The sequence below is a fragment of the Cupriavidus phytohabitans genome, from assembly GCF_017815025.1.
GTDB lineage: Bacteria > Pseudomonadota > Gammaproteobacteria > Burkholderiales > Burkholderiaceae > Cupriavidus.
In genome coordinates this window covers 28,417-52,388 of record NZ_JAGIQB010000026.1, presented here as the reverse complement: position 1 = coordinate 52,388, position 23,972 = coordinate 28,417, and the positions used below count along the sequence as shown (strand labels likewise).

The window sequence follows — 23,972 nt, the reverse complement described above, 5'->3', positions numbered from 1 at the left end:
CGAGCCTGCAAGGAAGCCTGCATGGATCCGATCGTGTTCGCCATGCCCGGCAACGAACGGCAGGCAGCCGCCATCGCCGCCTGCCTGTCCGGCCGTCCGGGCGAGGCGGAGGTCCGGCGCTTTCCCGACGGAGAGTCCTACGTCAGGCTGCTGCAGCCAGTGGCCGGTTGCGAAGCCATGGTGGTGTGCACGCTGGATCGTCCGGACGCCAAGCTGGTGCCGCTGCTCTGGCTCGCCGCCGCTGCCAGGGAGGGCGGTGCCGTGCGGGTCGGACTGGTCGCGCCATACCTGGCGTACATGCGCCAGGACAAAGTCTTCCAGACAGGGGAGATCGTGTCGGCGCGCCATTTTGCGGCGCTGTTGGGGGCTGGCTTCGACTGGCTGGTCACGGTGGACCCGCACCTTCACCGAATCGCCAGCCTGGGCGAGATCTTCACCAAGCCGGCGATTGCCGTGCATGCCGCCCCGGCGATCGCGTCATGGATCGGCCAGGCAGTGCGCGCGCCGTTGCTCGTCGGCCCCGACGAGGAGAGCCAGCAGTGGGTAGACGACATCGCCAGCCGCTGTGGCGCGGATAGCATTGTCCTGGCCAAGCAGCGCTTCGGCGACCACGAGGTCAGCATCGACGCGAGCTGCCTGCCCGCGGCCGCTGGCCGGACGCCGATACTGGTCGACGACATGGTCTCCACCGCGCGCACCATGCTGGCGGCGGCGCGGCTGCTGCGCGAACATGGCTACCCGACGCCGGTCTGCGTGGGTATCCATGCGCTGTTCGCGGAGGCAGCTTACGCCGAGTTGCGAGCGGCGGCGGCCGACATTATCACGTGCGACACCGTTGCCCACCCATCCAACCGAATTCCCGTGGCGGAGCAGCTGGCAGCCGGTATCCGGCTGGCACTGCAGATGCCTGCGGGTTCAGGAGAATCATCATGAGCAGCCTAACCGCGCAGGAAGCCGCCTCGCTGGCGGCGCAGCTTGAAGCGGAGGAAGCGCGCATCCATGCCGCTGTTGGTTCGGCCGATACGCCGATGACACCATTGGCACAGCGTGAAGCGCGGGACGAGGCCGACCTCGCGGACGAAGAAACCACGCAGCGGCAGGAAGACGCGATGCTGGACCACTACCGCATGCAACTAGCCGACATCGCCGCCGCGCGGGCACGGATGCAGCGCGGCCAGTACGGCAACTGCATCGATTGCCAGCAGCCGATCCCGTTTTCGCGCCTGCAGGCGTACCCGACCGCGAAGCGCTGCGCCGCGTGCCAGCGCCGGCACGAGCATCTTTATGTGTGACCCGTCAAGCAGGTCGATGGGGCGTTGCCGGGTGTGATAGCAAGCGAGGCTGGCGCTGCTTCAGATGGCGGCCGTGGCCCTGGGGTCAGCGCGGCCGGGCGTAGCGCGGCCCGTGAAGCTGCCTGGCGACGCGATGAAGGCACGCTCGGCCTCGGTCAGCGGCTCCTGGACACGCATCTGCCACGCCAGCACGCCGTCGTCGGCATCCGACAGGTCCCGGCCCGCCCTGGCACGGGCGGCGATGCGGGCGCGCAGCGTCTCGGGGCTGGCTTCGCAGGTGACGATGGCGAAGGGGACGCCAAGGCGGCGGGCCTGGGCCGCAAAGCGTTCGCGCTCGGCGCGGACCAGGAAGGTGGCGTCGGCAATCATCGGGAAGCCGGCGCGGCAACCGAGCCGGCAGACGGCGAGTAGGCGTCGGTAGGTCCGCGCCGTTTCGCTGGCGGCATACCAGCCACCCGCAGGCATCACACCGCGGTGCATGCCCTTGCGTACCGCGTCGGAGCGCACACGTACCATCGCCCCGGCCTCGCTAATCTGTGCAGCCACCGTGGACTTGCCGCTGCCGGACAGGCCATGCATCAGCACCATCGCACCGCGACGGTGACCGAGGCACCGCCAGGCCAGCGCCAGCAGCCTGCCTGCCTCGGCCTGCGCCGGCGCCATGGGCGCGCCCGCGGCGTGTTGCTGGCAAGCGTGCTCCAGCAGCACGCGCGCGCGCACCAGGGCCCGCATGGCGAGATAGAAGGGCAGTACGGCCAGCGCGCTGTAGTCTCCCGATTGTTCCAGGTAGCCGTTGAGCAGCCGGAAGGCCAGCGCCGGTCGGCCATGGTGCAGCAGGTCCATGACGGGGAAGGCCAGGTCGCTGATGGTATCGGTCCAACGCAGCGCGGCGTCGAACTCCAGGCAGTCGAAAGGCGTCGGCACGCCGTCCAGCAGCACGATGTTGCCCAGGTGCAGGTCGCCATGGCATTCGCGTACATGGCCGTTGCGCAGACGTGCCCGGAACGCGCCCGCGAGCCGCGCGGCCTCGCTGCGCGCCCGCATGCCCACGCGGCTGACCAGGTGCGAGGCCTGCGCCAGCCGCCCGATGCCGCCCAGGCACTCCGCCAGGGTCGCATCGAGGCGGGCCGGCGTGCCAAAGCCATCGGAGTGGACCGCGGGCGGCTGCGCCTGGTGAAAGGCCGCAAGGCTGCGCGCCAGCGCATCGATATGGCCCGGTTCCAGCCGGCCCGCCGCGACCCGTGCGCTGAGCAAGTCTTGTTGGTCAAAGCGCCGCATCCGGACCGCATGCTCGATCGGCATGCCGCTTCCGCCGATGCGCACCGTGCCGGGCGTGCTGCCCGTCACGATTGGCACCACATCCAGGTACAGGGCGGGTGCGAACCGGCGGTTCAGGCGCAACTCGGTCTTACAGTCGTCGAGGCGTGCCTGCGCGGTGGAGAAGTCGACAAAGTCGAACCGCACCGGCTTGCGCACCTTGTAGGCAAAGTCCCCGGCCAGGAAGACACGGGAGATATGCGTCTCAATGACCTGTACTGCCGGCGCCGAGTGTGGGTAGGCGTCAGGCTGCTGCAAGGCGGCCGTCAACGCCGCGTCGTCCCATTGACTCTCCATGTCCCTTGGCGCCTGCTCGCTTTCGCTGTTATGTTTGCTTCCTCAAATTGTGCCTCGGCAGGCAGTCTCCGCGTGCCAGTCGGCCCCGCGGCGCCCTAGGCCGTCACGCGCGCGGCCAGATCCTGGCCCAGGATGCCCGCCGCACTAAAGAGCACGCCCATGATAGCCAGCAGCGCGCGCCATGGGTGGCTCAGCAGCGTCTCCACTTGCTCGCTGCGGCTCTCGCCAGACAGGCACCACGTGCAGAAGTGCTCGCAGTTGTTGGTAAGTAGGCGGTAATCGTCCTCTCCAAGCCGCGCCGTCGCGCGCCGTACGATCTCCGCCTCGAGGTACCTGGCCTGCGTGGCCGGCTCGACGCGAAAGCCATGGCCGTCGGCAAAGCCGGCGAGGGAAGTCTTTTCGACCGGGCCGCAACGCAGGAAGCCTTTGAACCCGACATAGTGCACCACCTCGTCGTTTCCGACATAAATACCGTGGTGGACATAGCCACGGCGGTCCGTCTTCAGATGCGCGCCAAGAGGAATGTCCGCGGTGATTGCCGCAAGGCGCTGTGCGTGTCCGATGTGGTGATCGTCGCTCATCGCTTTCCCCTTGTTGCCGTTATTGCGCTGGTCGCTCCTGCCTCGGGTGGCCCCGGTTTCGCTTCTTGCTCCCGCCGGTGTCTTGCTGCCGATGCCGATAGTCGTATGCCCCCGTGTACGCTTGCAGTATCGTTGCCGGCCGGTTATGCCGAAATCAGCCGGATCCGAAAAACGTGTCGGCTTGGTGCCATGCGGCTTGTACGCGCATCGCGACGGCGCTTGTCCGTCGTGCGCACCGGGCTGTCAGCGGAATCTGACAGGGGCGCGGCGGTATAACCCAATATTTCCCGGCCGATGTTGAGAGAAGGAGCATTCCCTACACCCTCACCCGGTCTCGCCCAACCTTGGTTCAGCCGGGGTATCGCGCGCTGGGTAGGTTTTGCGAGGTGCGGTCGCCGGAGCGCCATCCTCAATGAACCTGTTTATCGCCTGGCAATCGGTTACCGGGAATCAGCGAGGTGGCTTATGCGCGGCACGCCGTCGTGCGCTCACTCCATTGGCGCGTCTTGGCGCAGCGCATGGAACAGCTCCTCTTCCTGCGCGCAGTGCAGCCGCAACACCGCGTCGAGCCCGTAGAGCAGCCGCTGGTACTCCCTGATGCGGCTTGCGTCCGGCCCGTCCGGCGGCGAATTGTTGGCCATCTGCTGCAGCAGCCGGATTACGCGGAAGAGCTCGCGGTGCATCGCGCTCATCGCCGCCAGCGGATCGTCGCCCCCGACCAGCCGCGCGAGTTGCGGATAGAGCTGTGCGTCATCGCGCTGTTCGTGGGGCAAAAGCGTCCCGCTGAGGGATGCGCACAAGCCGCGCAGTTCCATGCCCGCGGCCTGGCCAGGCATGGTCGGTAACCTGTCCGCGAGGCTCCTGATCTGGTCCATCAGCGGTGCCAGCGCGGCGTGTTCCTGGTTCAGGCGCTCAGCGTCGGCCGTGGACAGGCGTTCTTCGAATACCGACGGGTCGGCGCGCAGGGCGCGCAGCGCATTGGCGATGACCAGCACATCGATCACCTCCTGCAATGCCGCGCCGGCCAGCGGCGGCAGGTAGCCGAACGCGGCAACCGCCATCGCCACGAACGACAGGCCCATGCCGGCCATGGCGCTTTGCACGGCCAGCCGGCGCGACCGGCTGGCAATGTGCACAGCGTCCACTAGCCGGTCAAGCCGGTCCACCAGCAGCACGACATCCGCAGCTTCCGACGATGCCGCGGCGCCGCGTGCGCCCATGGCCACACCGACGTCCGCGGCGGCCAGCGCCGGCGCATCGTTGACACCGTCGCCCACCATCAGCACGATGCCGTCGTGGCGCGCCGCCTCGATCTCGGCAAGCTTCTGCGTAGGGGTGAGGTTGGCATGGACCTCGGCTACGCCGAGCATCGCACCGATCGTCTCGGCGACGTCGGGCCGATCTCCCGTTAGCATGGCCAGCCGCCGTATGCCCGCCTTGCGCAGCAAGCGCAACGCGCGCGGAGTGTCCATGCGAATCAGGTCCACGAACTGCAGTGCCCCGACCAACACGCCGTCGACCGTGACCAGCGAGACCGAGGCGCCCTCGTAGGCCGCGCGTTGCAGCATGGCCTGGCACCAGGGCGGCCCGGCATCGCCACCGCCGGCAAAGGCGGGCGATCCCACCGCCACCACGTGCTCGCCGACCCGCCCGGCAACACCAGCACCGGCGGTCTCGGTCACGCCCGTCGGGAGATCCAGGGCGAGGCCTCGCTCGCGCGCCGCAGTCGTAATGGCCTCGGCGACGACATGGCCGGAGGCCTGCGCCAGCGATGCGGCGACGCGCAGCACATCTGGCGCAGGCCACCCGGGTGCGCTTTCGATAGCCGCCAGGCGAGCCCTGCCGCCCGTCAGCGTCCCGGTCTTATCGAAGAAGAGGATGCTCGCCTGCGACAGCCTCTCAAGCGCGCCGCCGCCCTTGACCAGCACGCCGCGCCCCGCGCAACGCGAAACCCCCGACACGATCGCCACGGGCACGGCCAAGATCAGCGGACAGGGAGTGGCGACCACCAGCACCGCCAGCGCCCGCGCGAGCTCACCGCTGGCAAGCCAGGCAAGCCCGGCGACGAGCAGAGCGACAGGCACCAGCCACAGTGCATAACGGTCGGCCAGCCGCGCCGCGGGCGGGCGCTCCGCGCGAGCGGTACGCACCAGCCTGGCGATGCCGGCGAAAGTGCTGTCCGCCGCGGTGGTTGCTGCCACCATCTCGAACGGGGTGCCTGCGTTTAGCACACTGCTGCGCACGGTCTCGCCGGCGAGGCGCGGCCGTGGCAGCGACTCGCCAGTCAGGGCAGATTCGTCCAGCGTCGCCTGGCCCAGCAGTGCGCCGTCGACGGGCACCACCTCGCCATGTCGGACCAACAGCCGATCCCCCGGACTGACTACATCGAGGGAAACCGCGCGCCATTCGCCATCCTCGAAGCGGTTGGCGGACTGCGGGGCGCGACTGAGCAGGGCGGACATCTCCCGCTCGGAGCGGGCCTGCGCATAGTTCTCAATCGCCCTCCCACTCTCGATCATCAGGGCCAGCACGGCAGAAGCGAGGAATTCGCCAAGCGCCAGCGCCAGCCCAATCGCCAGCAGCGCCAGGACATCGACTCCCGCTTCCTTACGGCGCAGCGACTGCACGATGGCGACGATCAGCGCGCCGGAGACGACCAGCGCGCCAAGCGCCCAGGCGAGCCTTGCGGCCGCCGCTGCGCCGAAGGCAAAGAGCAGCAAGCCACCTCCCAGCGTGCCGGCCGCGACTGGCAGCAAGCCGAGGTCGAACTTGCGAAACCCGATGTGCATGGCGAACCGACCCCCCGCGTAACTGCGCGCCCTCTGCGGGCCGACTCCTGCAGATGCCTTCAGATGACGGCCGATCCTGCCGCGCGCCGAATCAGGCACTGTTCCCGCTAATGGTGATGTTAGCGCACCAGGCACAGGGCCGATAACAGGTTTGGCCGGCGGCAGGCACGGAGACCCAGGCGGGAGTGGGACCGCGGTTGCTATGGTCCATGCCGCGCGACGTACGCTTCCCCGACGCGATTGACCCGGCGCTCAAGGCCCAGGCCACGTCCCGCGGTGTAAAGCGAGGCTTACCTAACGTACGGAAAGCCGCGCCTTGGGTCAGAATCTTTGATAGCCGCTGCAAATGCTGATGTGTATCAAGGCCCGGCTGCGCAACACATCTACGTTGGAAGAGCATACCAAGGGGACAGGCGCCACGTGGGAGAGGCCGAATAGGGATCATCCCCCCAACGTCTAATATGAAGCGACAGCCATCTACAGGGAGGGCGCAATGCAGAATGTTGTCCTGGCAACCGACGGATCGGTCTACAGCGATGCGGCTGCGCAATTCGTGGCGGGCCGGAAACTGTTCAGGGAAGACGTGTGCGTACATGTCGTGCACTGCATGCCCGACGTGTCCGGCGAGGTCAAGTCTTATATCAACAAGCAAGACATCGAGGCCTGGCATGCCGACGAAAACGCCAGGGTCATGAAATCCGTGATCGACATCCTCCAGGCGGCAGGGGTGCAAACAGTCTGGCACGGATTGGTCGGCTTTGCCCCCGAGCGCATCGTCGCATACGCCCAGTCGGTCAGAGCCCAGGCCATTATTATGGGCACGCACGGACGCGGCGCGTTTCTCGACGCCATCATGGGCTCGGTCGCGAGCCGCGTGATCGCACATGCGCCGTGCCCGGTGGTCCTGGTCAAGCCGAACGCCACGCCAGCGTAAGCGCAGATGAACGCCGTCTTCCCGACAGCCAGTGGAAGCGGCGCCGCGAACGGCCGCGAGCCGCTGTTCCGGCTGCGGAACGTCGGCAAGACCTACGACATGGGCGAGATCCAGGTGCGCGCGCTTGCTGGCATCGATCTTGACCTGTTCGGTGGCGAATTCGTGGTGCTGCTGGGTGCATCGGGGAGCGGGAAGTCGACGCTGCTGAACATCCTCGGCGGCCTGGACCGGCCCAGCAGCGGAACAGTGGTGTACCGCGATCACGACCTTACCGAGGCAGATGACGCCGCTCTGACCCGCTACCGGCGCGAGCATGTTGGCTTTGTCTTCCAGTTCTACAACCTGATCCCCAGTCTCACCGCGCTGGAAAACGTCGCGCTGGTCACGGAGATCGCCCTGCACCCGTTGGAGCCGCTGCGTGCGCTCGGCATCGTGGGCCTGGCGCAGCGCAAGGACCACTTTCCGGCGCAACTCTCCGGCGGCGAGCAACAGCGCGTGGCTATCGCGCGCGCTGTGGCCAAGCGCCCGGACATCCTGCTATGCGACGAGCCAACCGGCGCGCTCGACTACAGCACGGGAAAGCTGGTGCTTGAGGTGCTGGAACAGGTGAACCGCGAGCTGGGCGCTATTACCGTGGTCATCACGCACAATGCAGCGATCTCGGCGATGGCCGACCGGGTTGTTTATATCAGCAGCGGAAGCATCACCCGCATCGAGCTCCATGCCACGCGCGCCAGCCCCTCGGAGCTGTCATGGTAAGCGCCCGAACGAAAATGCTGGGGCGCGACCTATGGCGGCTGCGCGGGCAGGTGATCGCCGCCGCGCTGGTGGTTGCCTGCGGCATCGCCGTCCTGGTCGGGATGCAAGGCGCCTGGCAGTCACTGGCGATCGCGCAGGAGCGCTACTACGCCAGCCACCGATTTGCTGATGTGTTCGCCAATGTCAAACGTGCGCCGGGAGGTGTCGCCGACCAGATTCGTGCCCTGCCAGGCGTCAGGGGTGTCGAGACGCGGATCGTGCGGGACGTGACCGGCGATGTGCCAGGCTTCAGCGAGCCCGCCACCCTGCGCCTGGTTTCCTTGCCGGCCACCGGCGTGCCAGTGGCAAACGCGCTCTTCCTGTTGTACGGAAACTTTCCGAGCCCTGCCCGGGAGGGCGAGGTCGTGGCCAGCGCCGCATTTGCCGCCGCGAACGATCTGGAGGTGGGCTCCCGCGTCACAGCCGTCCTTAACGGGCGCGAACGGCAGTTGGAAGTGGTCGGCATCGGAATGTCCCCCGAATATGTCTATGAAGTCGGCCAGGGCATGGTGTTCCCGGATAACCGTCGCTTCGGCGTGCTGTGGATGGGTCGGGACGCGATTGCATCAGCGTTCGGCATGGAGGGCGCGTTCAACGATGTGGCGCTCACGCTCGACGCAGGCGTGGATGCGCGCCAGGTCATCGGCCCGCTCGACCGCCTGCTGGGGCGCTACGGCAGCCTCGGGGCCTACGGCAGGGAGGACCAGTTGTCCCATCGGTTCCTGACCGACGAGCTCGCCGAGATCGGCATCACCGCCACCTACGTGCCGGCGATGTTTCTCGCGGTGTCCTCCTTCCTGCTGTACGCGCTGCTGAGCCGACTCGTAACCGTCCAGCGCGCCGAGATCGGCTTGCTTAAGGCGTTCGGTTATGCAGGTCGCACTGTCGCCCTTCAGTACTTGCGGTTCGGGCTTGTCACCGTCGGGGTCGGCATCGCAGCCGGGATACCGGGAGGCTTCTACTTGGCGCAGCTGATGGTGGCCCTGTATCGCCAGTACTTCCACTTTCCGCAACTGCAGGCCGAGCTCAGCCCGCGCGCGCTGGTGCTGGCCGTGCTGGCAAGCACAGCGGCGGCGACGGTTGGGGCCGGCGCCTCGGTGTGGCGCGCGACCAGGTTGCCGCTCGCCGAAGCCATGCGACCAGAGCTGCCCGCGGGATTCCGCGCGGGCCTGCTTGATCGCATCGGGCTGCTGCGCGCGATGCCGATCCCGTTGCGCCTCATCCTCCGCAACCTTGCCCGGCGGCCGGGCAAGGCCGCGCTTTCGATGATGGGGATCGCCCTGGCCGTCGGGTTGATGGTGGTCGGCAGGTTCGGACTGGACGGCGTGAACCAGATTCTCGCGTTGCAGTTCGGCCGGGCACAGCACGACGACGTGACGCTGATCTTCAACGACGCACAACCTGCCGCCGCCGTCTTCGACGTGGTGCAGCTGCCCGGCATCCTGCGAGCTGAAGGCTTTCGGGTTGCCCCTGTCTGGCTACGCCACGGCCACCGCGCGAAGCGGGTGGAACTCACGGGCCTTGACGCCGATTCGAACCTGCGCGAGGTGGTCGGCCATACCATGGGGCGCCAGCAGGTCAGCGAGGATGGAGTGGTCATCTCCGCCAGGCTGGCAGCGGCCTTGCACCTGCAGGTCGGCGACCGGGTCGAGGTGGCGTTGCTCGAGGGACGGCGCAACGTTCTTACGCTGCCGGTGACAGCGACCGTTGACGACCTGCTAGGACTTGGCGCCTATGTGGAGCGTCAGGCATTGTCGCGGTATCTCGGCGAAAGCCCCGCCATCAGTGGCGTTCATCTGCGCATCGACGTGCGGATGGCGGAGCCGTTGTACAGGAGACTGAAGCGCCTGCCCGCGATCAGCTCAGTCATCGTGCGCAGTGCGCTGCTGGAAAGTATCGGCAATACGCTGGATCGTACCTTTGTTATTTCGAGCCTGGTCCTGGCAGGCTTTGCCTCGGTCATCGTCGCCGGCGTGGTTTACAACAATATCCGCATTGCGCTCTCCGAGCGCGGCAACGAGCTGGCGAGCCTGCGAGTCCTGGGTTTCTCGCTGGGCGAAGTCGCAACCATCCTGATTGGCGAACAGGCGCTGCTGACGGCTGCGGCGTTGCCGTTCGGCATCGCCGTAGGCTATGGCCTCTGCGCAATGCTGGTGCCGGTGTTCGACCGGGATGCCTTCCGGATTCCGCTTGCGCTGGAGCGGGCCACACTCGTCTTCGCCATGGTGCCCGCAGCGTGCGCGGCGCTTCTCGCGGGCTTGCTTGTCTTGCGGCGCCTCCAGCACCTTGACCTGGTCGCGGTGCTGAAAACGCGGGAGTAGCACGCCATGCGCCTGTCGGGCGGTACGGCCGCCATCGTTCTCGCCGCCATCGGGCTAATCGCCGGATCCGCCTACCTGCTGACGCCTGCGCCCTTGGTGGTTGACACGGTGCAGGCCATGCGCGGCTCGCTCGAGGTCACGACCAGCGAAGAGGGCGAGACTCGCAGCAAGGAGCGCTTTGTGGTGACGGCGCCGGTCAGCGGCAGGCTGATGCGCATCGGACTGCGCGAAGGCGACTTGGTCGAAGCCGGGCAGGTTCTCGCCGAACTGGCACCGTTGCCGCTGAGTGCACGGGAGCAGGAGGAGGTACGGGCGAGGGTGGCCGCCGCGCGGGCGATGCATCGGGAGGCGCTGGAACGGGTCCGGCACGCTGCCGAGGACTATGCGCAAGCCCAGCGCGAGCGGCAGCGGATCGACCGCCTGGTACGCGAGCGCTTCCTGTCGCCGCAAGCGGGGGAGCAGGCCGCCAATGTTGGCGTGACGGCGGGCAATGAACTGGCAGCGGCACAGGCACGGGCCAGCGCCGCGAAGGAGGAGGTGCGGGTGGCCGAGGCCGGAATGCTGGCATTGCGAGAGCTCAGCCGCGGGTCCTCGTCCATGGTTGCAGTGACGGCTCCAATCGCAGGGGTGGTGCTGGAACTGCCGGAGCGCAGTGAACGGATCGTGAGCGCAGGCTCGCCGCTGCTGACGCTCGGCGATCCGCACGACCTGGAGATCGTGGCGGAACTGCTGTCTACCGAAGCGGTGAAGGTGCAAGCGGGGATGCCGGTGCATATCGACGGCTGGGGCGGCGAGGCGCTGGTCCGCGGGATCGTGCGGCGGGTCGAGCCGCATGCCTTCACCAAGATCTCGGTCCTCGGCATCGAGGAAAAACGGACCAATGTGATTATTGACGTGATCGAACCGCCTGCGCAGCTGGGGGATGGCTTTCGGGTAATCGTCAGGATCCGCCTATGGCGCGGAGAGAATGCGCTCAAGATCCCGGTCAGTTCCATCTTCCGGTGTGACACGGCGTCATGGTGCGTGTTCTCGGTCGTGAATGGCCGCGCCGCACGGCGCGAAGTGCGGATCGGTCACAGGAATTCCGAGGAGGCCGAATTGCTTGACCCGCTACCCGAGGGCCTCCAGTTGATCCGCTATCCATCGAACAATCTGGCGGAAGGTAAGCGTGTGATCGAACGCAACAAGTCTCATTGAGTGAGCTTCGGATAGCCTGTCAAAACAACCGGACCTTCTTCGCTTACCCAAATCGTATCCTCGACCCGTACACCGTAGTCGTCGCGATAGATGCCGCAGTTTCCGACACCGAGGACCATACCAGCCATCACGTGATCGACTTTTTGCTCACCATGGACCACTGCGTGACCGCCCGGGATGGGAGCCTCTTCATGTTCGATCCCAATACCATGGAACATCGGGCGTAGGAATTTGCTCCCATAACCTTCGTGTTCAAGCGAGGCTGCCATCGCACGGTCTATGCCCATCAGATCCATTCCCGGGACTGCCGCGGCAATTCCGCGCTCCTGCGCCAGGACATAGGCTCTCAATGCGTTCGCCGCGTCAATAGCTATAGGCTCCACAAGGAACGTCCGGCATAAATCGGCGGTGTATCCGTCCACAAGTGGAGCAACGTGAATCTGAACGACTTCACCGGGCGCGATGGGTTTCAGGGATGCAGGACCGTGAGCCATCGCCGATCTCCAGCCTGAGGCGACATACGTGACCGAGGCCCATCCCTCAGCGCCAGCCTTTCGCATGGCGAATTCCGCTTCGCCGGCGATCTCGATTTCCGGTACCCCCGGCCGCAACGCACGCGAAACCGCATCCATCGCCGAGTCTGCTACTTTGGCGGCTGCCCTTATCCGTGCAATTTCGGTCGCGTCCTTCAGCATGCGGAGCTGCGAAACAATAGGTGCAGCGGATACGACATGGGCTTTCGGTAGAATATGGGCAACGAAAACCTCGTATAAGGCGGCGTCAAAGAAATTCTTCTCGATGGCTATCGTGGCCTGGGTCAGGTCAAGTTCTTTTAAAACTTCGCTGAAGCCATGGAACATCTCGACTTCGCTCTTGAAAGAGCGAAGCTCAGTTGCGACGGAAGTGCGACGAATGCTGGTGAGATCACAAGCTGGTACGGCAACAACGCAATGCAAAGTGCGAGTTAACAGCGCCAGGGCGCAAGGTCGACCGTCGCCAGTGAGATACGCAAGATTCGCAGGCTTCATCAGCAGCAGCGCGTCTACGCCTTGCTGCTCCATCAAAGCCGCCGCGCGCTGCCAACGGGCCGCATAATCGAATACCGGCTTGTCCATGATCTGGTTCTCACTTCGGGCATACTGGCAAGTACCAGCGCCCACGACGCTACGCCACAAGTTCGACACGCGCTTGCTCCATTCAAGGGAGCAACCGCGCAGGGATAACCGCACCCTCGAAGAAGGCCTAGTCGAACCCGGACGGTAAGCGGTTGGCAGGCATCCGGCCTCACGGAAATGTTGCGCCCGAGGGCCAAACCTTACGGTCAGACTCCATCATCCGCCAGGCGTCATCCTTCCACCCATTCCTCTCCCCGGGCCCATACCCGGGCCCATACCCGGGCCCACACCCGGGCCCATACCCGGGCCCATACCCGGCCCCATACCTGGACCCTGGTCGTTGGCCATCGTCTGCATCATTTCCTGCATGAAGGCCATATGACTACCCGCCATATCTCGGCACATGTGCATTTGATTTGAAGGGACGTTTCCCTTGGCGACTCCTTTGCCAGGAGCCATACGACCAGGGCCGCCCATTTTCATCATGTCATCTTGCATGATGGCCATTGCATCCTGCATCACCTTGTGGCGCTCTACCAAGAGGGCTTGGCGCTCGTCTGGCGTTTTGGCCCGAGAAAGCCGCTCTCTGATGGCGCGCAGGTGGGCAACCTGGGCGTCCAGCCTTGGATTGCTGGCAACGCCAGTGGTTGCGACCAGAGGCATATCTTCAGATTTTTCAGGATGGTGCTGTTCATGCTCCGTCCCGGTAGCTGGCGACGCCGCGAAAGCCGCTGGCGCCCAAGCGAGCGCGGTGGCGACGGTGACAAGGGTAGAGAGCCGCTGAATGCTGGACATGGGAATCCTCCTGGGAAAACCTGGTAATTCTTTGTCTAAGGTATGCGGCAGTCAGGGACGAGGGTTGATTGGGATCAACGAAGCGATGGTATGTCGGATGTTGGGGGCGTCGGGCATCCAGCAGCCAAGCCTGGCGCCGGACGCCGAGGTTGTCATCGTGGCGGGTGGGTACTGATGCGCTCCAATTTATGCAACCGACCATTCAGCCGTTCTTCGACCCGGCCACCTGGACCGTGACCTACGCGATCTATCAACAGGGGCGCTCCGAGTGCACCATAATCGACTCGGTGCTGGACTATGACCCAAAGCCAGGTCGGACATCGACGGCAAGCGCGGATAAGGTCATCGCATTCATACGTGAGCATGGGCTGCGCGTAGAGCATAAGGCAGGCATCGTCGAAGTCGTTAAGATCGTGACATGGCGCGAGAGGAGGATAATCATGGCACACCGCAAGCCCTTTCTTACAATAGCCTTTCTAACCACCCTCGCGTTCGCCGGTGCGGTCAGGGCCGCGGATGTCCAGCGTCAGGCAGAAGTCGCCAGACTGGGGGCTGACGTCATGCCATTCACCCTTAAGGGAACAGCGCACATCTTCACCAAAACGAAAGACGGCGGTATTCAGCGCGTTATCGTCAACGTTCCCTCGGATACGGAACAAGTTGCGCTCGTGCGAGAGCATTTACGCACTATCCAGCGGCAGTTCTCGCAGGGCGATTTCTCTGGCCCCACACATATCCATGGCCCAGCTATGCCTGGGCTGTCCGAGCTCAAGGCAGCCAAGCCAGGGCAAATCGAAATAGAGTACAAAGAAGTTCCTGCAGGAGCGGAACTGACCTACCGTTCGGAAGACAAGACACTCGTAGCTGCCCTGCACAATTGGTTCGACGCACAGCTTTCCGATCACGGCGCCGATGCCATGGTGGGCGATCAGCGACACCCCAATCATGGCGCTCTCATGAAGCAATAGGCGGCATGCCCCCCGCTCCTGTGTGCACGATAATCCACCAGGTGCCCCCATTCGATCAACGCATGTTCCTCATGCACGTTGCGGAAGGCAGATTGGTTCGTTGTAGGGGCGACTCCCGAATGACCGGGTCATGCCAGTGCGAACGGCGCTTGATGGGCCGCGAAGAAACTTCGGCCTGCCAGAAGAAAGTCACCTTCGACCCTCGGGGCTGCCGGCACCAAGCTCTTCGAGCAGCGGTTTGAGTGCATCGAGTTCCGAGCCGAAGCCGCTCCAGTCTCCTGCCTTCAGGCGCTCGATGGCGCGGCCATAGTGTGCGAGAGCGTCCCGGGCCCGCGCGTCCGCCGAACCCCCGGCAGGTGACGCCACGGGGCCGGCCTCCTTGAAGAGCGCAGCGATGGTTTCGTCCAACGTATTCTCCATCACCACACGGTCACCATAGGCACCGATTACCCGTTTCAGTTCGGGTAACTGGCCGGACGACGCGCGCAGGTAGAGCGGAGACAAATACAGGATAGAGTTCCCGATCGGCACCACCAGGAGGTGGCCGCGGATGACGCGGGAACCCATTTGGTTCCACAGCGAGATCTGTTGCGAGATCTCGGTATTCTGCTGGATGCGCGCCTCGATCTGGAAGGGACCGTAGACCAGTTTCTCCTTGGGGAAGGCATAGACGACAAGCTTGCCATACTCAGGAGGATCACAACGTGCCGCCAGCCAGGCAATCATATTGTCGCGTTGACTGGGCACCATCGGCAGCATCAGGATGAACTCGGCGTGAGGTTCGCCGGGGAGCCGCATGATCATGTAGTACGGCGCCATGAGCGACATTGGCGCGCCGGGGGTGTTCCCGCTCTCGATGCCGGCCAACGCGCGCGGGAACTGCCAAAGATCCTCGCGGTTGTAGAAGACTTCGGGCGCGTCCATATGGTAGGCGCCGTAGAGCTTTGCCTGGATCCGGAACAGGTCCTCGGGATAGCGGATATGCTGCTGCAGGTCCGGCGGCATGGCTGCCAGAGGCTTGAACAAACCGGGGAAGATGCGCTGGTACGTTCGCAGGATCGGGTCGGCTGGATCACTGGCATAGAGATCGACGGTGCCGTCATACGCATCGATCACCACCTTGACCGCATTGCGGATGTAGTTGGAATCGGCGCCGAAGCCTGGCTGGGCGTAGGGGAACCAGCGGCTGGTGGTATAGGCATCCTGCATCCAGTAAAGTCGCCCGCCGCTCGCGACGATATATGGATCCTGGTCCAGGCTCAGAAATGGGGCGATTGTGTGTACCCGGTCCTGGACGTTGCGGTGGATCAGGATCCGGCTCTTGTCCGTGACGTATCCGGTAAGCAGGATGTTGGGATCGCCCAACTGCCAGGCGAAGAGGGTGCGCTGCGCAATGCCGCCGATGGCAATGCCGTCGTGCCCCTTGTAGACCGTGTAGGTATTGTTTTTTCCAGTCGGGTAGTCGAACTCCGGCACACTGCCATTCACGACGACGTACTCGTGACGCCCTTCACCGAAGTAGATGCGCGGTTCCTGGATGACCGGGCCGCCACTGGCGACCGGTGGAATATCGCGCAGATAGAGGGAAGGCAGGCCTTCCGTCGATTTCTCGTTGACCGGCGACATCACGATGCCGCTGCCGTGGGTGAACAGCAGGTGCTGGTTCACCCAGGTTCTGGCATTCGCCGGAAGCTTCGCTTGCTCCAGCTCACGGGCAGACAGCATCACCTGTCGGTAGCCGTTATCAAGCCGGTAGCGGTCGATGTCCAGCGAGAGGAATTTGTAGTAGGTCCTGATCTCCTGCAACTGTGCATAGGTATCCAGCAACGGCCCCACATCCCACAGGCGGACATTATCGATGGTGGCGCGATTGGACTGGATCGAGGCGAGATTCAGCCCCTGCTCGACCGGGAACGGCTTGATCGTGACCTGGTCAAGGCCGTAGGCCCTCCGGGTCAGTGCGATATTGTGGGCGATATAAGGGGCTTCCAGTTCCAGCTCGCTTGGCTTGACATAGAAGCGCTGGAACAGCGCCGGGTAGATCAGGGCAAGCAGAAATGAGCCGCCAAACACCAGGAGGGCCGCGACGGCGGCGACTCGATAGTCGCGCAGGCGTACATTGGCCAACGATCCGAAGGCTGCGGCAATGGCAAGGCCTATAAGCAGCCACAGGACCGGCAGCTCGACGTGTATGTCGGTATAGCTGGCGCCAATCACGACGCCGTTATCGCCGTAAAGCAGCAGATAGCGATCGAGCCAGTAGGACCAGGCCTTCAGCACGAAGAACAGGCAAAGGAGTACAGAGCCATGAACCGCAGCGGCGGGAGAGAGCCGCGGGGCCGGCGGCGCGAGCGCGATGTCGCCGCGCACCCCATAGATCACACCTGAAATGGCCGTGCTGCAGAGCAGCAGTAGTTGCAGCCAGTTCTTCAGCGCAATATAGACGGGCAACGAGAAGAGATAGAAGCCGATGTCCTTGCCGAAGATCGGGTCCCGCTCGCCGAAGGGCACTTGATGCAGGAAGCGAAGCGCCATGTCCCACTGCTGGATTCCGCTCCCGGCGATGACCAGTCCGAGGATCACAGCGGCGCCGGCAATGCTGGCACCCCAGGGAATGCGCGCCATGAGGTCGCCGGGCTCGCCAATGAATTGCGGCCTTCCGGAAGGAAAGCCGTGCGATGCCAGGACGCGAGGGCTGCCCGCATACTGATGCGCCAGCCACCCTGCCAACCATATGGTGCTCGCCGAGATCGCAAACACGGCAATAAACACCAGCACCTGAGCGGAAAGGACGACCCGGAAAACGCTGGCGTAGCCGATCGAGGAAAACCACAGCCATTCGACCAGAATGTCTGCCAGGAGCCCGAAGATGATCAGGCCGACGAGGGCTACTACAGCCGCGATTGCATAGCGTCCAAGGCGCATGCCGGATCTCTCTGCCGACCGCATCGCTCCCCCTGGCTGCTATGTTGGGCCACCTGTTGACTACCCATCATCATGTCCGACCGGACAGGTGTGTGATGATGTCTCATCAGCAATTCTAGACCGGAGAGAAGACTGGCGCCGGGCACCAGCCAGTTAGGACAGTCGCGGCGACCAGCGAGGCTCCATGGCCACCATGCAAGCTCTGACGGCGCTGTCGTCGCCAGCGAGGCGTGCCCCAGCACATCGGCGGCTTCCTGACGAGGGCTCCAAGCTTCGCGGCCAACGGCAAGAGCATTCTCTACGCCACACCCGCGGACGAGCGCGCAGTGCTGGCGGCGGATCCCACTGACGGGCGTACCCGGCAGGTTCTGATCCCTCAAGTTCGGCGATGTTCGCTTGACGCCCTGGGGAGCCTTTCATGCAGTTACAGAAGTCTTGCCGGCACGGTCGGGGGGCGAGGGCGTTGGGATCGGATCGGACATGCCATTTCAGGAAGCAGCGCCGGGAGGTTACAGCAGCCTTGTACAACAGATTCGGGTAGCTCCGTCTGTGTCATCCCTGCAACTCGGGTGTCGCGAGCCATTCGCGCCCCTTCAGCATGCCCTGCCAGTAGAGCGGCGGCAGAATCCGCTCCTTGAGCCACCACGCCAGCCGCGAAGGCCGCGTGCCATCGATGAACCAGACCGGAAAGCTGGGGGCGACCTTGCCGCCGTAGGTGAACTCGGCCAGGACGATCTTGCCGCGTTCCACTGTCAGGGGGCAGGAGCCGTAACCGTCGTAGCGGGCTTCTCCCGTGGCCTCGCCGCGGGTGGCCAGCACGTTGTGCGCGACGACCGGCGCCTGCTTGCGCGCCGCGGCGGCCGTCTTGGCATTGGGCATGTTGCCGGCATCGCCCAACCCGAAGACATTGTCAAAGCGCTTGTGGCGCAGCGTTGCGGGATCGACTTCGACCCAGCCGGCGGCATCGGCCAGCGGGCTGACGCGGATGAAATCGGGGGCCTTCTGGGGCGGCACGGCATGGAGCATGTCGAACTCGCGCTCGACCAGTTCCGGCTCGCCGCCAGCGGCGGCCCGTCGGAACGTCGCCCGGCGCGCGGCGCCGTCCACTTTCACCAGCGTCTCGCCGAAGTTCAGGGCAATAGCATAGCGGTCGACGTACTGCATCAGCGCCGGCACGTAGTCCGCCACGCCGAACAGCACGTTGCCCGCATTGCAGAAGTCGATGTCGACGCGATCGAGCATGCCGGCGCGGCGCCAGGCATCGGCAGACAGGTACATGGCCTTCTGCGGCGCTCCCGCGCACTTGATCGGCATGGGCGGCTGCGTGAAGAGCGCCTTGCCGCCGCCCTTGCGGGTCAGCTCGCGCACGAGGTTCCAGGTGTACGGTGCGAGGTCGTAGCGGTAGTTGGAGGTCACGCCGTTGCGGCCCAGCGTTTCGGGCAGCCCTTCGATTGCGTCCCAATCCAGCTTGAGCCCCGGGCACACCACCAGTTGTTCGTACTTCACCACGCGGCACCCGTCGAGAATGACCGCATCGCGCTCGGGCTCGAAGGCTGCCACGGCCGCCTTGATCCACGCCACGCCGCGCGGCAGCACCGAAGCCATGGTGCGCGCGGTATGGGCCGGCTCGAAAACGCCGCCGCCCACCAGCGTCCAGCCGGGCTGGTAGTAGTGGATGTCGGCCGGGTCGACGATGGCGATGTCCAGTCCCGGCTTGCGTGCCAGCAAGCTCGACGCCACGGCGATTCCCGCGGCGCCCCCGCCAATGATGACGACCGCGTGGCTGGCATCGGCAACATCCACGGGTGTACGGCCGCCGTTGGCGATGCGCCGGACGACGCCCTTGAGGTCGTAGCCGGCGGCCGCCGCCCGCTCGATGATGTCCGGCAGCGGCCTGCGCGCGGACTGCGACAGCGCCCACAGCGTGGCCGAGCGCATGCCGGTGCGGCAGTAGGCCAGTACCGGCTTCGGCAGGCTGTCAAGCAGCTGGCCGAACGCCTGCGCCTGTTCGTCGCTGACCTTGCCCGATTCCACCGGCAGGTAATGTACCTGCAGGCCGAGTGCGAAAGCCTTGCGCTCGATTTCCTGGAAGCCTGGCTGGTCAGGGCCTTCGCCATCCGGGCGGTTGCAGATCAGCGAGCGAAAGCCGATGGCGGCCAGGGTGTGCACATCGTCGGGAACAATTTGCTGGCTGACCGAAAGATCGTTGGTGAGGGCGCGGGGTTGCATGGTCTGTCTGTTCCTTTGGGGCGGGTGGCTCAGAGCGCGTTGAGGGGAATTTTCAGGTAGCGCATGCCGTTGTCCTCGGGCGGCGGCAGTTCACCCGCACGCATGTTCACCTGGACCGAAGGCAGGATCAGCGTCGGCATCGACAGCGTGGCGTCGCGCGCCTGGCGCATGGCGACGAATTCCTCTTCGCTGATGCCGTTGCGCACATGGATGTTGCGCTCGCGCTCGTCCGCGACCGTGGTCATGTATTGCAGCTCCCGGCCGCCTGGCTGGTAGTCGTGGCACATGTACAGGCGGGTGTCCTGTGGCAGGCTCAGCACCTTGTTGATGGAGCGGTAGAGGGTGCGCGCGTCGCCGCCTGGGAAGTCGCAACGGGCGGTGCCGTAATCCGGCATGAACAAGGTGTCGCCGACGAACGCGGCGGTATCGTTGCCGTCGCTGACCACATAGGTCATGCAGGCCGGCGTGTGCCCCGGCGTGTGCATGGCGCGTGCCTGCAGTCCCCCAATGCTGAAGGTGTCGCCATCCAGAAGCAGACGGTCGAACTGATGCCCGTCGCGCGCGAAGTCGGCGCCACTGTTGAACAACTTGCCGAATACCTGCTGCACGGTGGTGATATGGCTGCCGATGGCGGTCTGGCCGCCGAGCCTGCGCTTGAGGTAGGGCGCGGCCGACAGGTGGTCCGCATGCACATGGGTCTCCAGGATCCACTGCACGGTCGCGCCGAGCGACTGTACGCGCTCGACCAAGCGATCCGCGCTGGTCGTGTGCGTGCGTCCGGATTTCGGATCGTAGTCGAGCACGCTGTCGATCAATGCGCATTGCCGGCTCGCGCGGTCCAGTACGAGGTAGCTGAGCGTCGAGGTGTCGGGATCGAAGAAGGCTTCAATCTCCATGTGCGATGGGCTTGGCTTGGTCGGTGTCATGAGTGGTCAATTCGAGTTCAGTAGAGGATTGCTGCTCACTATTCAAAACTCGTGCCAAGGCTGATTTGATTTATAAGTTATTGATTTTTTTATCATTCCTGCTCGCATCGGGAAGCTACGCCTGCCGTCTGGCGAAGCGTGGCGCTGCCACTTGGCAGTGATGGCGGGATTTGGCAGAATGGCGCGGCCCCCCGATGCCGCCCCGCCCAAGCCCCCACGCCCCATGGATCGCCAAGCCACGCTCCAGGCTCTCCTTTCCTACCTGGAACAGGAAAGCCAGCCGATGATCATCCTCGATACGGACTACCGCATCCTGGCCGCCAACACTGCCTACCGCCGGCAGTTCGGTGCCGTCGAGCGCCCCTACCTCGGTCAGTACTGCTACCGGATTTCGCATGGCTATGACGTACCATGCGACCAGGCCGGCGAGCATTGCCCGATGCGCAAGGCGTTCGAGACGCGGGGCCCGGACCGCGTCCTGCACATCCACCACACGCCGCGCGGTCCGGAGCATGTGAACGTCGAACTGCGCCCGATCCTTGACGAGGACCAGCAGGTCGTTGCCTATGTCGAGCGGCTGAGCACGGTGCGCAGCGCATCGGCCCGTCCGAGTGCGGAGGGGCTGGTCGGCCGCTCAGCGGCGTTCAACGCCGCACTGGAGGCGGTGCAGCGCGTGGCGCCTTCTTCGCTGCCGGTCCTGCTGCTCGGCGAATCCGGCACCGGCAAGGAAATGTTCGCGCGTGCGGTGCACGAGGCCAGCAGCCGCGCCAGCGGGCCGTTCGTCGTGGTGGACTGTTCGGGCCTTACCGAGTCCCTGTTCGAGAGCGAGCTCTTCGGTTACGAGAAGGGCGCATTCACGGGGGCGATCACGCGCAAGCCGGGCCTGGTCGAAACCGCCGATGGCGGCACGCTGTTCCTCGACGAGATGGGCGATGTGCCACTGTCGATGCAAGTCAAGCTGCTGCGGCTGATCGAATCCGGCACCTATCGCCGCGTGGGGAGCGTGGAAACGCGGCGGGCAGACTTCCGGCTGGTCGCGGCCACGCACAAGCCGCTGGAGCAGATGGTCAGCCAGGGGCTGTTCCGGCAGGACCTGTATTTCCGCATTGCCGCCTTCCCGATCCACCTGCCGGCGCTGCGCGAGCGGCCCGACGACATTCCGCTGCTGGCGGAGTCGATCCTGCAGCGCGGGGGCGGGGTCAGGGACCAGCTCCACCTGAGTGCGGAGGCGCTGGCTCGGATGCGCGCATATCACTGGCCGGGCAATATCCGCGAACTGCGCAATGTGCTCGATCGCGCCCGCCTGTACGCCGATGACGGCGTCATCCGTGCCAAGGATCTCCCGCCAGGACTGGGGGAAGCGGGCATGGCCCCGGTCGCACACCGCATGGCAGGCGACCGGGAGACTGACGACGAGGCGCTGCGCGCGCAGGTCCGCCAGTTCCGGGGCACACGTCGCGAACTTGCCCGCGCCCTTGGCATGAGCGAGCGCACGCTCTACCGCCGGCTACGGGATCTGGGCATCGGCTGATCCGCCCGAGGCGGTCGCACGGCCGTTTTCCTGCCAGATCACTGCCATTCAGTGCCACCGATGGCAGCGGTGACACCTGCCTGACAGTCGAGGCAGTCGAACGCCTGCGTCCGCTGGACGGGGCAAGCCATTGTTTTGTCAGCCTTTTTTATCAACGCATCGGGTTGGCACGGAACTTGTTCATGTGTCGTCATGAACGCTTCCGATCAAAACCTGCTGCGTCACCTGGGCTGGGTCCTGGCAATCAAGCTGTTACTGCTGTTGGGGCTCTGGCTGGCCTTCATCGCCGGACAGCGCGTACCGGTCGACGCCGCCTCTGCCTCCGCGCACCTGCGCGCCGCACCCACGGTGTCCGGCAACCTTCGCCTGCAAGGAGCCCGTCCGTGATCCCGGAACAACTGGTGGACCTTTCCCGGCTGCAGTTCGCCGCCACCGCTCTCTATCACTTCTTATTTGTCCCGCTTACCCTGGGCATGGTCTGGCTGCTGGTCATCATGGAGACGGTCTATGTCATGACTGGCAATGTGGTCTGGAAGGACATGACCCGCTTCTGGGGCAAGCTGTTCGGCATCAACTTCGCGCTGGGCGTGACTACCGGCATCACGCTCGAATTCCAGTTCGGCACGAACTGGGCGTACTACTCGCACTACGTGGGCGACATCTTTGGCGCGCCGCTGGCCATCGAAGGGCTGATGGCATTCTTTCTCGAGTCCACGTTCATCGGCCTGTTCTTCTTCGGCTGGGACCGCCTTTCGCGCGTGCAGCACCTGGTCGTGACCGCCCTGATGGCGCTTGGCACCAACTTGTCGGCGCTGTGGATCCTGATCGCCAATGGGTGGATGCAGAACCCGGTCGGCGCCGAGTTCAACTGGCAGACAATGCGCATGGAGATGACCGACTTCTGGGCCATCGTCTTTAATCCCGATGCGCAGGCCAAGTTCGTGCATACGGTCTCGGCCGGCTATGTCACCGGGGCGATGTTCGTTCTGTCGGTGTCGGCCTGGTACCTGCTGCGCGGGCGCGACGTGGAGTTCGCCAAGCGCAGCTTCCGCGTGGCGGCGGCCTTCGGGCTCGCCAGTGTCTGCTCGGTCATCGTGCTCGGCGACGAAAGCGGCTACACGGTCGGCGAGGCGCAGCAGACCAAGATGGCGGCGATCGAGGCAATGTGGGAGACGGAGCCCGCGCCGGCAGCGTTCAACCTCGTGGCCGGCATCAACGAGAGCGCGCAGCGCAACGACTGGGCGGTGCGGATTCCCTGGGTCATGGGCCTGATCGGCACCCGGTCGGTCTCCCGGGAGATTCCAGGCATCCACGAGATCCAGGCGCGCAACCGCGAGCGGATCCTCAATGGCGTCCAGGCGGTCACCGCGCTCGAGACGCTGCGCAGCCATCGTGACGATGCGCACGCGCTGGCGACACTGAAGCAGCACCAGGCCGACCTTGGCTTCGGCCTCCTGCTCAAGCGCTATACGACGGACGTGCGCCAGGCCACGCCGGACATGATCGATCGCGCGGTGCGCGACACCATTCCGCGCGTCACACCGATGTTCTGGGCGTTCCGTGCCATGGTCGGCCTGGGTTTCGCGATGCTGGCACTGTTTGCCCTGTCGTTCTGGACCACGCTGAAGGGACGATTCCGCTCGCGCCCCTGGCTGCTGCGCTGGGCAATCTGGATGCTGCCCGCGCCATGGCTGGCCTGCGAGCTGGGCTGGTTCGTCGCCGAGTACGGCCGCCAGCCGTGGACTATCTACGGCGTCCTGCCCACGCATCTCAGCGTTTCCACGTTGAGCGTCACCAGTCTGTATGGGTCACTGGCCGGTTTCGTCGGCTTCTACACCGTCCTGCTGATCGTCGAGGTCTACCTGATGGTCAAGTTCGCGCGGCAGGGGCCCGGCAGCCTCGGTACCGGACGCTACCAGAACGAGCCAGTCCACGCCCACGCCCACGCATAAGGAGA

At 64.9% G+C, this 23,972-nt stretch carries 18 protein-coding genes and 1 pseudogene; 11 read left to right on the top strand and 8 right to left on the bottom strand.

Going from position 1 to position 23,972, the window contains the following annotated elements:
* Positions 1-21 precede the first annotated feature (21 nt).
* The gene (locus J8I34_RS18795) at positions 22-933 is read left to right on the top strand and encodes a ribose-phosphate pyrophosphokinase (protein WP_209806682.1); all 912 of its coding nucleotides are present in this window, start codon (positions 22-24) and stop codon (positions 931-933) included.
* Positions 930-1,292: a TraR/DksA family transcriptional regulator gene (locus J8I34_RS18790; RefSeq protein WP_029047178.1), complete on the top strand. Its 363-nt coding sequence runs from the start codon at positions 930-932 to the stop codon at positions 1,290-1,292. The genes J8I34_RS18795 and J8I34_RS18790 overlap by 4 nt, the downstream gene beginning before the upstream one ends.
* A 60-nt stretch (positions 1,293-1,352) precedes the next feature.
* Here J8I34_RS18790 and J8I34_RS18785 read toward each other — a convergent pair whose 3' ends face one another.
* The 3 genes from J8I34_RS18785 to J8I34_RS18775 all read right to left on the bottom strand — a co-directional run bounded on the left by J8I34_RS18785 (position 1,353) and on the right by J8I34_RS18775 (position 6,276).
* The gene (locus J8I34_RS18785) at positions 1,353-2,906 is read right to left on the bottom strand and encodes a bifunctional aminoglycoside phosphotransferase/ATP-binding protein (RefSeq protein WP_209806681.1); all 1,554 of its coding nucleotides are present in this window, start codon (positions 2,904-2,906) and stop codon (positions 1,353-1,355) included.
* A gap of 95 nt (positions 2,907-3,001) precedes the next feature.
* On the bottom strand, positions 3,002-3,487 hold the full coding sequence (locus J8I34_RS18780) for a lecithin retinol acyltransferase family protein (RefSeq protein ID WP_029047176.1): 486 nt from the start codon (positions 3,485-3,487) through the stop codon (positions 3,002-3,004).
* Between the two features lie 488 nt (positions 3,488-3,975).
* Positions 3,976-6,276 (bottom strand): heavy metal translocating P-type ATPase, encoded by a 2,301-nt coding sequence (locus J8I34_RS18775; RefSeq protein WP_209806697.1) that lies wholly within the window; start codon positions 6,274-6,276, stop codon positions 3,976-3,978.
* 493 nt (positions 6,277-6,769) lie between these two features.
* Here J8I34_RS18775 and J8I34_RS18770 point away from each other — a divergent pair, with 493 nt between their 5' ends.
* The 4 genes from J8I34_RS18770 to J8I34_RS18755 are packed head-to-tail and all read left to right on the top strand — an operon-like array spanning position 6,770 to position 11,526.
* Entirely contained in the window at positions 6,770-7,210 is a 441-nt protein-coding gene (locus tag J8I34_RS18770; RefSeq protein WP_029047174.1) for a universal stress protein, read from the top strand.
* A gap of 6 nt (positions 7,211-7,216) precedes the next feature.
* Positions 7,217-7,969, top strand: a complete 753-nt coding sequence (locus J8I34_RS18765; protein WP_245176007.1) for an ABC transporter ATP-binding protein — start codon at positions 7,217-7,219, stop codon at positions 7,967-7,969.
* On the top strand, positions 7,963-10,329 hold the full coding sequence (locus J8I34_RS18760; RefSeq protein ID WP_209806680.1) for an ABC transporter permease: 2,367 nt from the start codon (positions 7,963-7,965) through the stop codon (positions 10,327-10,329). The genes J8I34_RS18765 and J8I34_RS18760 overlap by 7 nt, the downstream gene beginning before the upstream one ends.
* Positions 10,330-10,335: 6 nt before the next feature.
* Positions 10,336-11,526: an efflux RND transporter periplasmic adaptor subunit gene (locus tag J8I34_RS18755; RefSeq protein WP_029047171.1), complete on the top strand. Its 1,191-nt coding sequence runs from the start codon at positions 10,336-10,338 to the stop codon at positions 11,524-11,526.
* Here the strand turns inward: J8I34_RS18755 and J8I34_RS34785 are convergent.
* Together J8I34_RS34785 and J8I34_RS18745 are read right to left on the bottom strand one after the other, a co-directional pair.
* Positions 11,520-12,641 carry a M24 family metallopeptidase gene (locus J8I34_RS34785; protein ID WP_245176006.1) on the bottom strand — a complete coding sequence of 374 codons (1,122 nt, stop codon included), beginning with the start codon at positions 12,639-12,641 and terminating at the stop codon, positions 11,520-11,522. The two genes, J8I34_RS18755 and J8I34_RS34785, sit on opposite strands and share 7 nt — an antisense overlap.
* Positions 12,642-12,857: 216 nt before the next feature.
* Positions 12,858-13,436 carry a hypothetical protein gene (locus J8I34_RS18745; protein WP_209806679.1) on the bottom strand — a complete coding sequence of 193 codons (579 nt, stop codon included), beginning with the start codon at positions 13,434-13,436 and terminating at the stop codon, positions 12,858-12,860.
* A 188-nt stretch (positions 13,437-13,624) separates the two neighbouring features.
* Here J8I34_RS18745 and J8I34_RS34780 point away from each other — a divergent pair, with 188 nt between their 5' ends.
* Entirely contained in the window at positions 13,625-14,404 is a 780-nt protein-coding gene (locus J8I34_RS34780; protein ID WP_245176005.1) for an MBL fold metallo-hydrolase, read from the top strand.
* A 189-nt stretch (positions 14,405-14,593) separates the two neighbouring features.
* Here J8I34_RS34780 and J8I34_RS18730 read toward each other — a convergent pair whose 3' ends face one another.
* Positions 14,594-17,353, bottom strand: coding sequence for a UPF0182 family membrane protein (locus J8I34_RS18730; protein WP_209806678.1), 2,760 nt, complete (start codon positions 17,351-17,353; stop codon positions 14,594-14,596).
* A 239-nt stretch (positions 17,354-17,592) separates the two neighbouring features.
* On the opposite strand from J8I34_RS18730, the pseudogene J8I34_RS34775 reads away from it, so the two are divergent.
* Positions 17,593-17,746 (top strand): annotated as a pseudogene (locus J8I34_RS34775) (Tol-Pal system beta propeller repeat protein TolB); the annotation flags it as partial.
* A gap of 135 nt (positions 17,747-17,881) precedes the next feature.
* Here J8I34_RS34775 and J8I34_RS18725 read toward each other — a convergent pair.
* A complete protein-coding gene (locus J8I34_RS18725; RefSeq protein ID WP_209806677.1) occupies positions 17,882-19,558 on the bottom strand; it encodes a bifunctional protein tyrosine phosphatase family protein/NAD(P)/FAD-dependent oxidoreductase in 1,677 nt (558 codons plus the stop codon).
* A gap of 29 nt (positions 19,559-19,587) precedes the next feature.
* Positions 19,588-20,454 carry an MBL fold metallo-hydrolase gene (locus J8I34_RS18720; RefSeq protein WP_245176004.1) on the bottom strand — a complete coding sequence of 289 codons (867 nt, stop codon included), beginning with the start codon at positions 20,452-20,454 and terminating at the stop codon, positions 19,588-19,590.
* Positions 20,455-20,707: 253 nt separating this feature from the next.
* On the opposite strand from J8I34_RS18720, the gene fisR reads away from it, so the two are divergent.
* The 3 genes from fisR to J8I34_RS18705 all read left to right on the top strand — a co-directional run bounded on the left by fisR (position 20,708) and on the right by J8I34_RS18705 (position 23,967).
* Positions 20,708-22,015 carry a sigma 54-dependent transcription regulator FisR gene (gene fisR / locus J8I34_RS18715; protein WP_209806676.1) on the top strand — a complete coding sequence of 436 codons (1,308 nt, stop codon included), beginning with the start codon at positions 20,708-20,710 and terminating at the stop codon, positions 22,013-22,015.
* Between the two features lie 192 nt (positions 22,016-22,207).
* The gene (gene cydP / locus J8I34_RS18710) at positions 22,208-22,402 is read left to right on the top strand and encodes a cytochrome oxidase putative small subunit CydP (protein WP_209806675.1); all 195 of its coding nucleotides are present in this window, start codon (positions 22,208-22,210) and stop codon (positions 22,400-22,402) included.
* Positions 22,399-23,967 (top strand): cytochrome ubiquinol oxidase subunit I, encoded by a 1,569-nt coding sequence (locus J8I34_RS18705; RefSeq protein ID WP_209806674.1) that lies wholly within the window; start codon positions 22,399-22,401, stop codon positions 23,965-23,967. Before cydP ends, J8I34_RS18705 begins: the two co-directional genes overlap by 4 nt.
* The last annotated feature ends 5 nt before the right edge of the window (positions 23,968-23,972 follow it).

Coding starts and splice junctions, on each gene's coding strand:
- J8I34_RS18795 (WP_209806682.1), top strand. CDS start 22: ATGGATCCGATCGTGTTCGCCATGCCCGGCAACGAACGGCAGGCAGCC.
- J8I34_RS18790 (WP_029047178.1), top strand. CDS start 930: ATGAGCAGCCTAACCGCGCAGGAAGCCGCCTCGCTGGCGGCGCAGCTT.
- J8I34_RS18785 (WP_209806681.1), bottom strand. CDS start 2,906: ATGGAGAGTCAATGGGACGACGCGGCGTTGACGGCCGCCTTGCAGCAG.
- J8I34_RS18780 (WP_029047176.1), bottom strand. CDS start 3,487: ATGAGCGACGATCACCACATCGGACACGCACAGCGCCTTGCGGCAATC.
- J8I34_RS18775 (WP_209806697.1), bottom strand. CDS start 6,276: ATGCACATCGGGTTTCGCAAGTTCGACCTCGGCTTGCTGCCAGTCGCG.
- J8I34_RS18770 (WP_029047174.1), top strand. CDS start 6,770: ATGCAGAATGTTGTCCTGGCAACCGACGGATCGGTCTACAGCGATGCG.
- J8I34_RS18765 (WP_245176007.1), top strand. CDS start 7,217: ATGAACGCCGTCTTCCCGACAGCCAGTGGAAGCGGCGCCGCGAACGGC.
- J8I34_RS18760 (WP_209806680.1), top strand. CDS start 7,963: ATGGTAAGCGCCCGAACGAAAATGCTGGGGCGCGACCTATGGCGGCTG.
- J8I34_RS18755 (WP_029047171.1), top strand. CDS start 10,336: ATGCGCCTGTCGGGCGGTACGGCCGCCATCGTTCTCGCCGCCATCGGG.
- J8I34_RS34785 (WP_245176006.1), bottom strand. CDS start 12,641: ATGGACAAGCCGGTATTCGATTATGCGGCCCGTTGGCAGCGCGCGGCG.
- J8I34_RS18745 (WP_209806679.1), bottom strand. CDS start 13,436: ATGTCCAGCATTCAGCGGCTCTCTACCCTTGTCACCGTCGCCACCGCG.
- J8I34_RS34780 (WP_245176005.1), top strand. CDS start 13,625: ATGCAACCGACCATTCAGCCGTTCTTCGACCCGGCCACCTGGACCGTG.
- J8I34_RS18730 (WP_209806678.1), bottom strand. CDS start 17,353: ATGCGGTCGGCAGAGAGATCCGGCATGCGCCTTGGACGCTATGCAATC.
- J8I34_RS18725 (WP_209806677.1), bottom strand. CDS start 19,558: ATGCAACCCCGCGCCCTCACCAACGATCTTTCGGTCAGCCAGCAAATT.
- J8I34_RS18720 (WP_245176004.1), bottom strand. CDS start 20,454: ATGGAGATTGAAGCCTTCTTCGATCCCGACACCTCGACGCTCAGCTAC.
- fisR (WP_209806676.1), top strand. CDS start 20,708: ATGGATCGCCAAGCCACGCTCCAGGCTCTCCTTTCCTACCTGGAACAG.
- cydP (WP_209806675.1), top strand. CDS start 22,208: ATGAACGCTTCCGATCAAAACCTGCTGCGTCACCTGGGCTGGGTCCTG.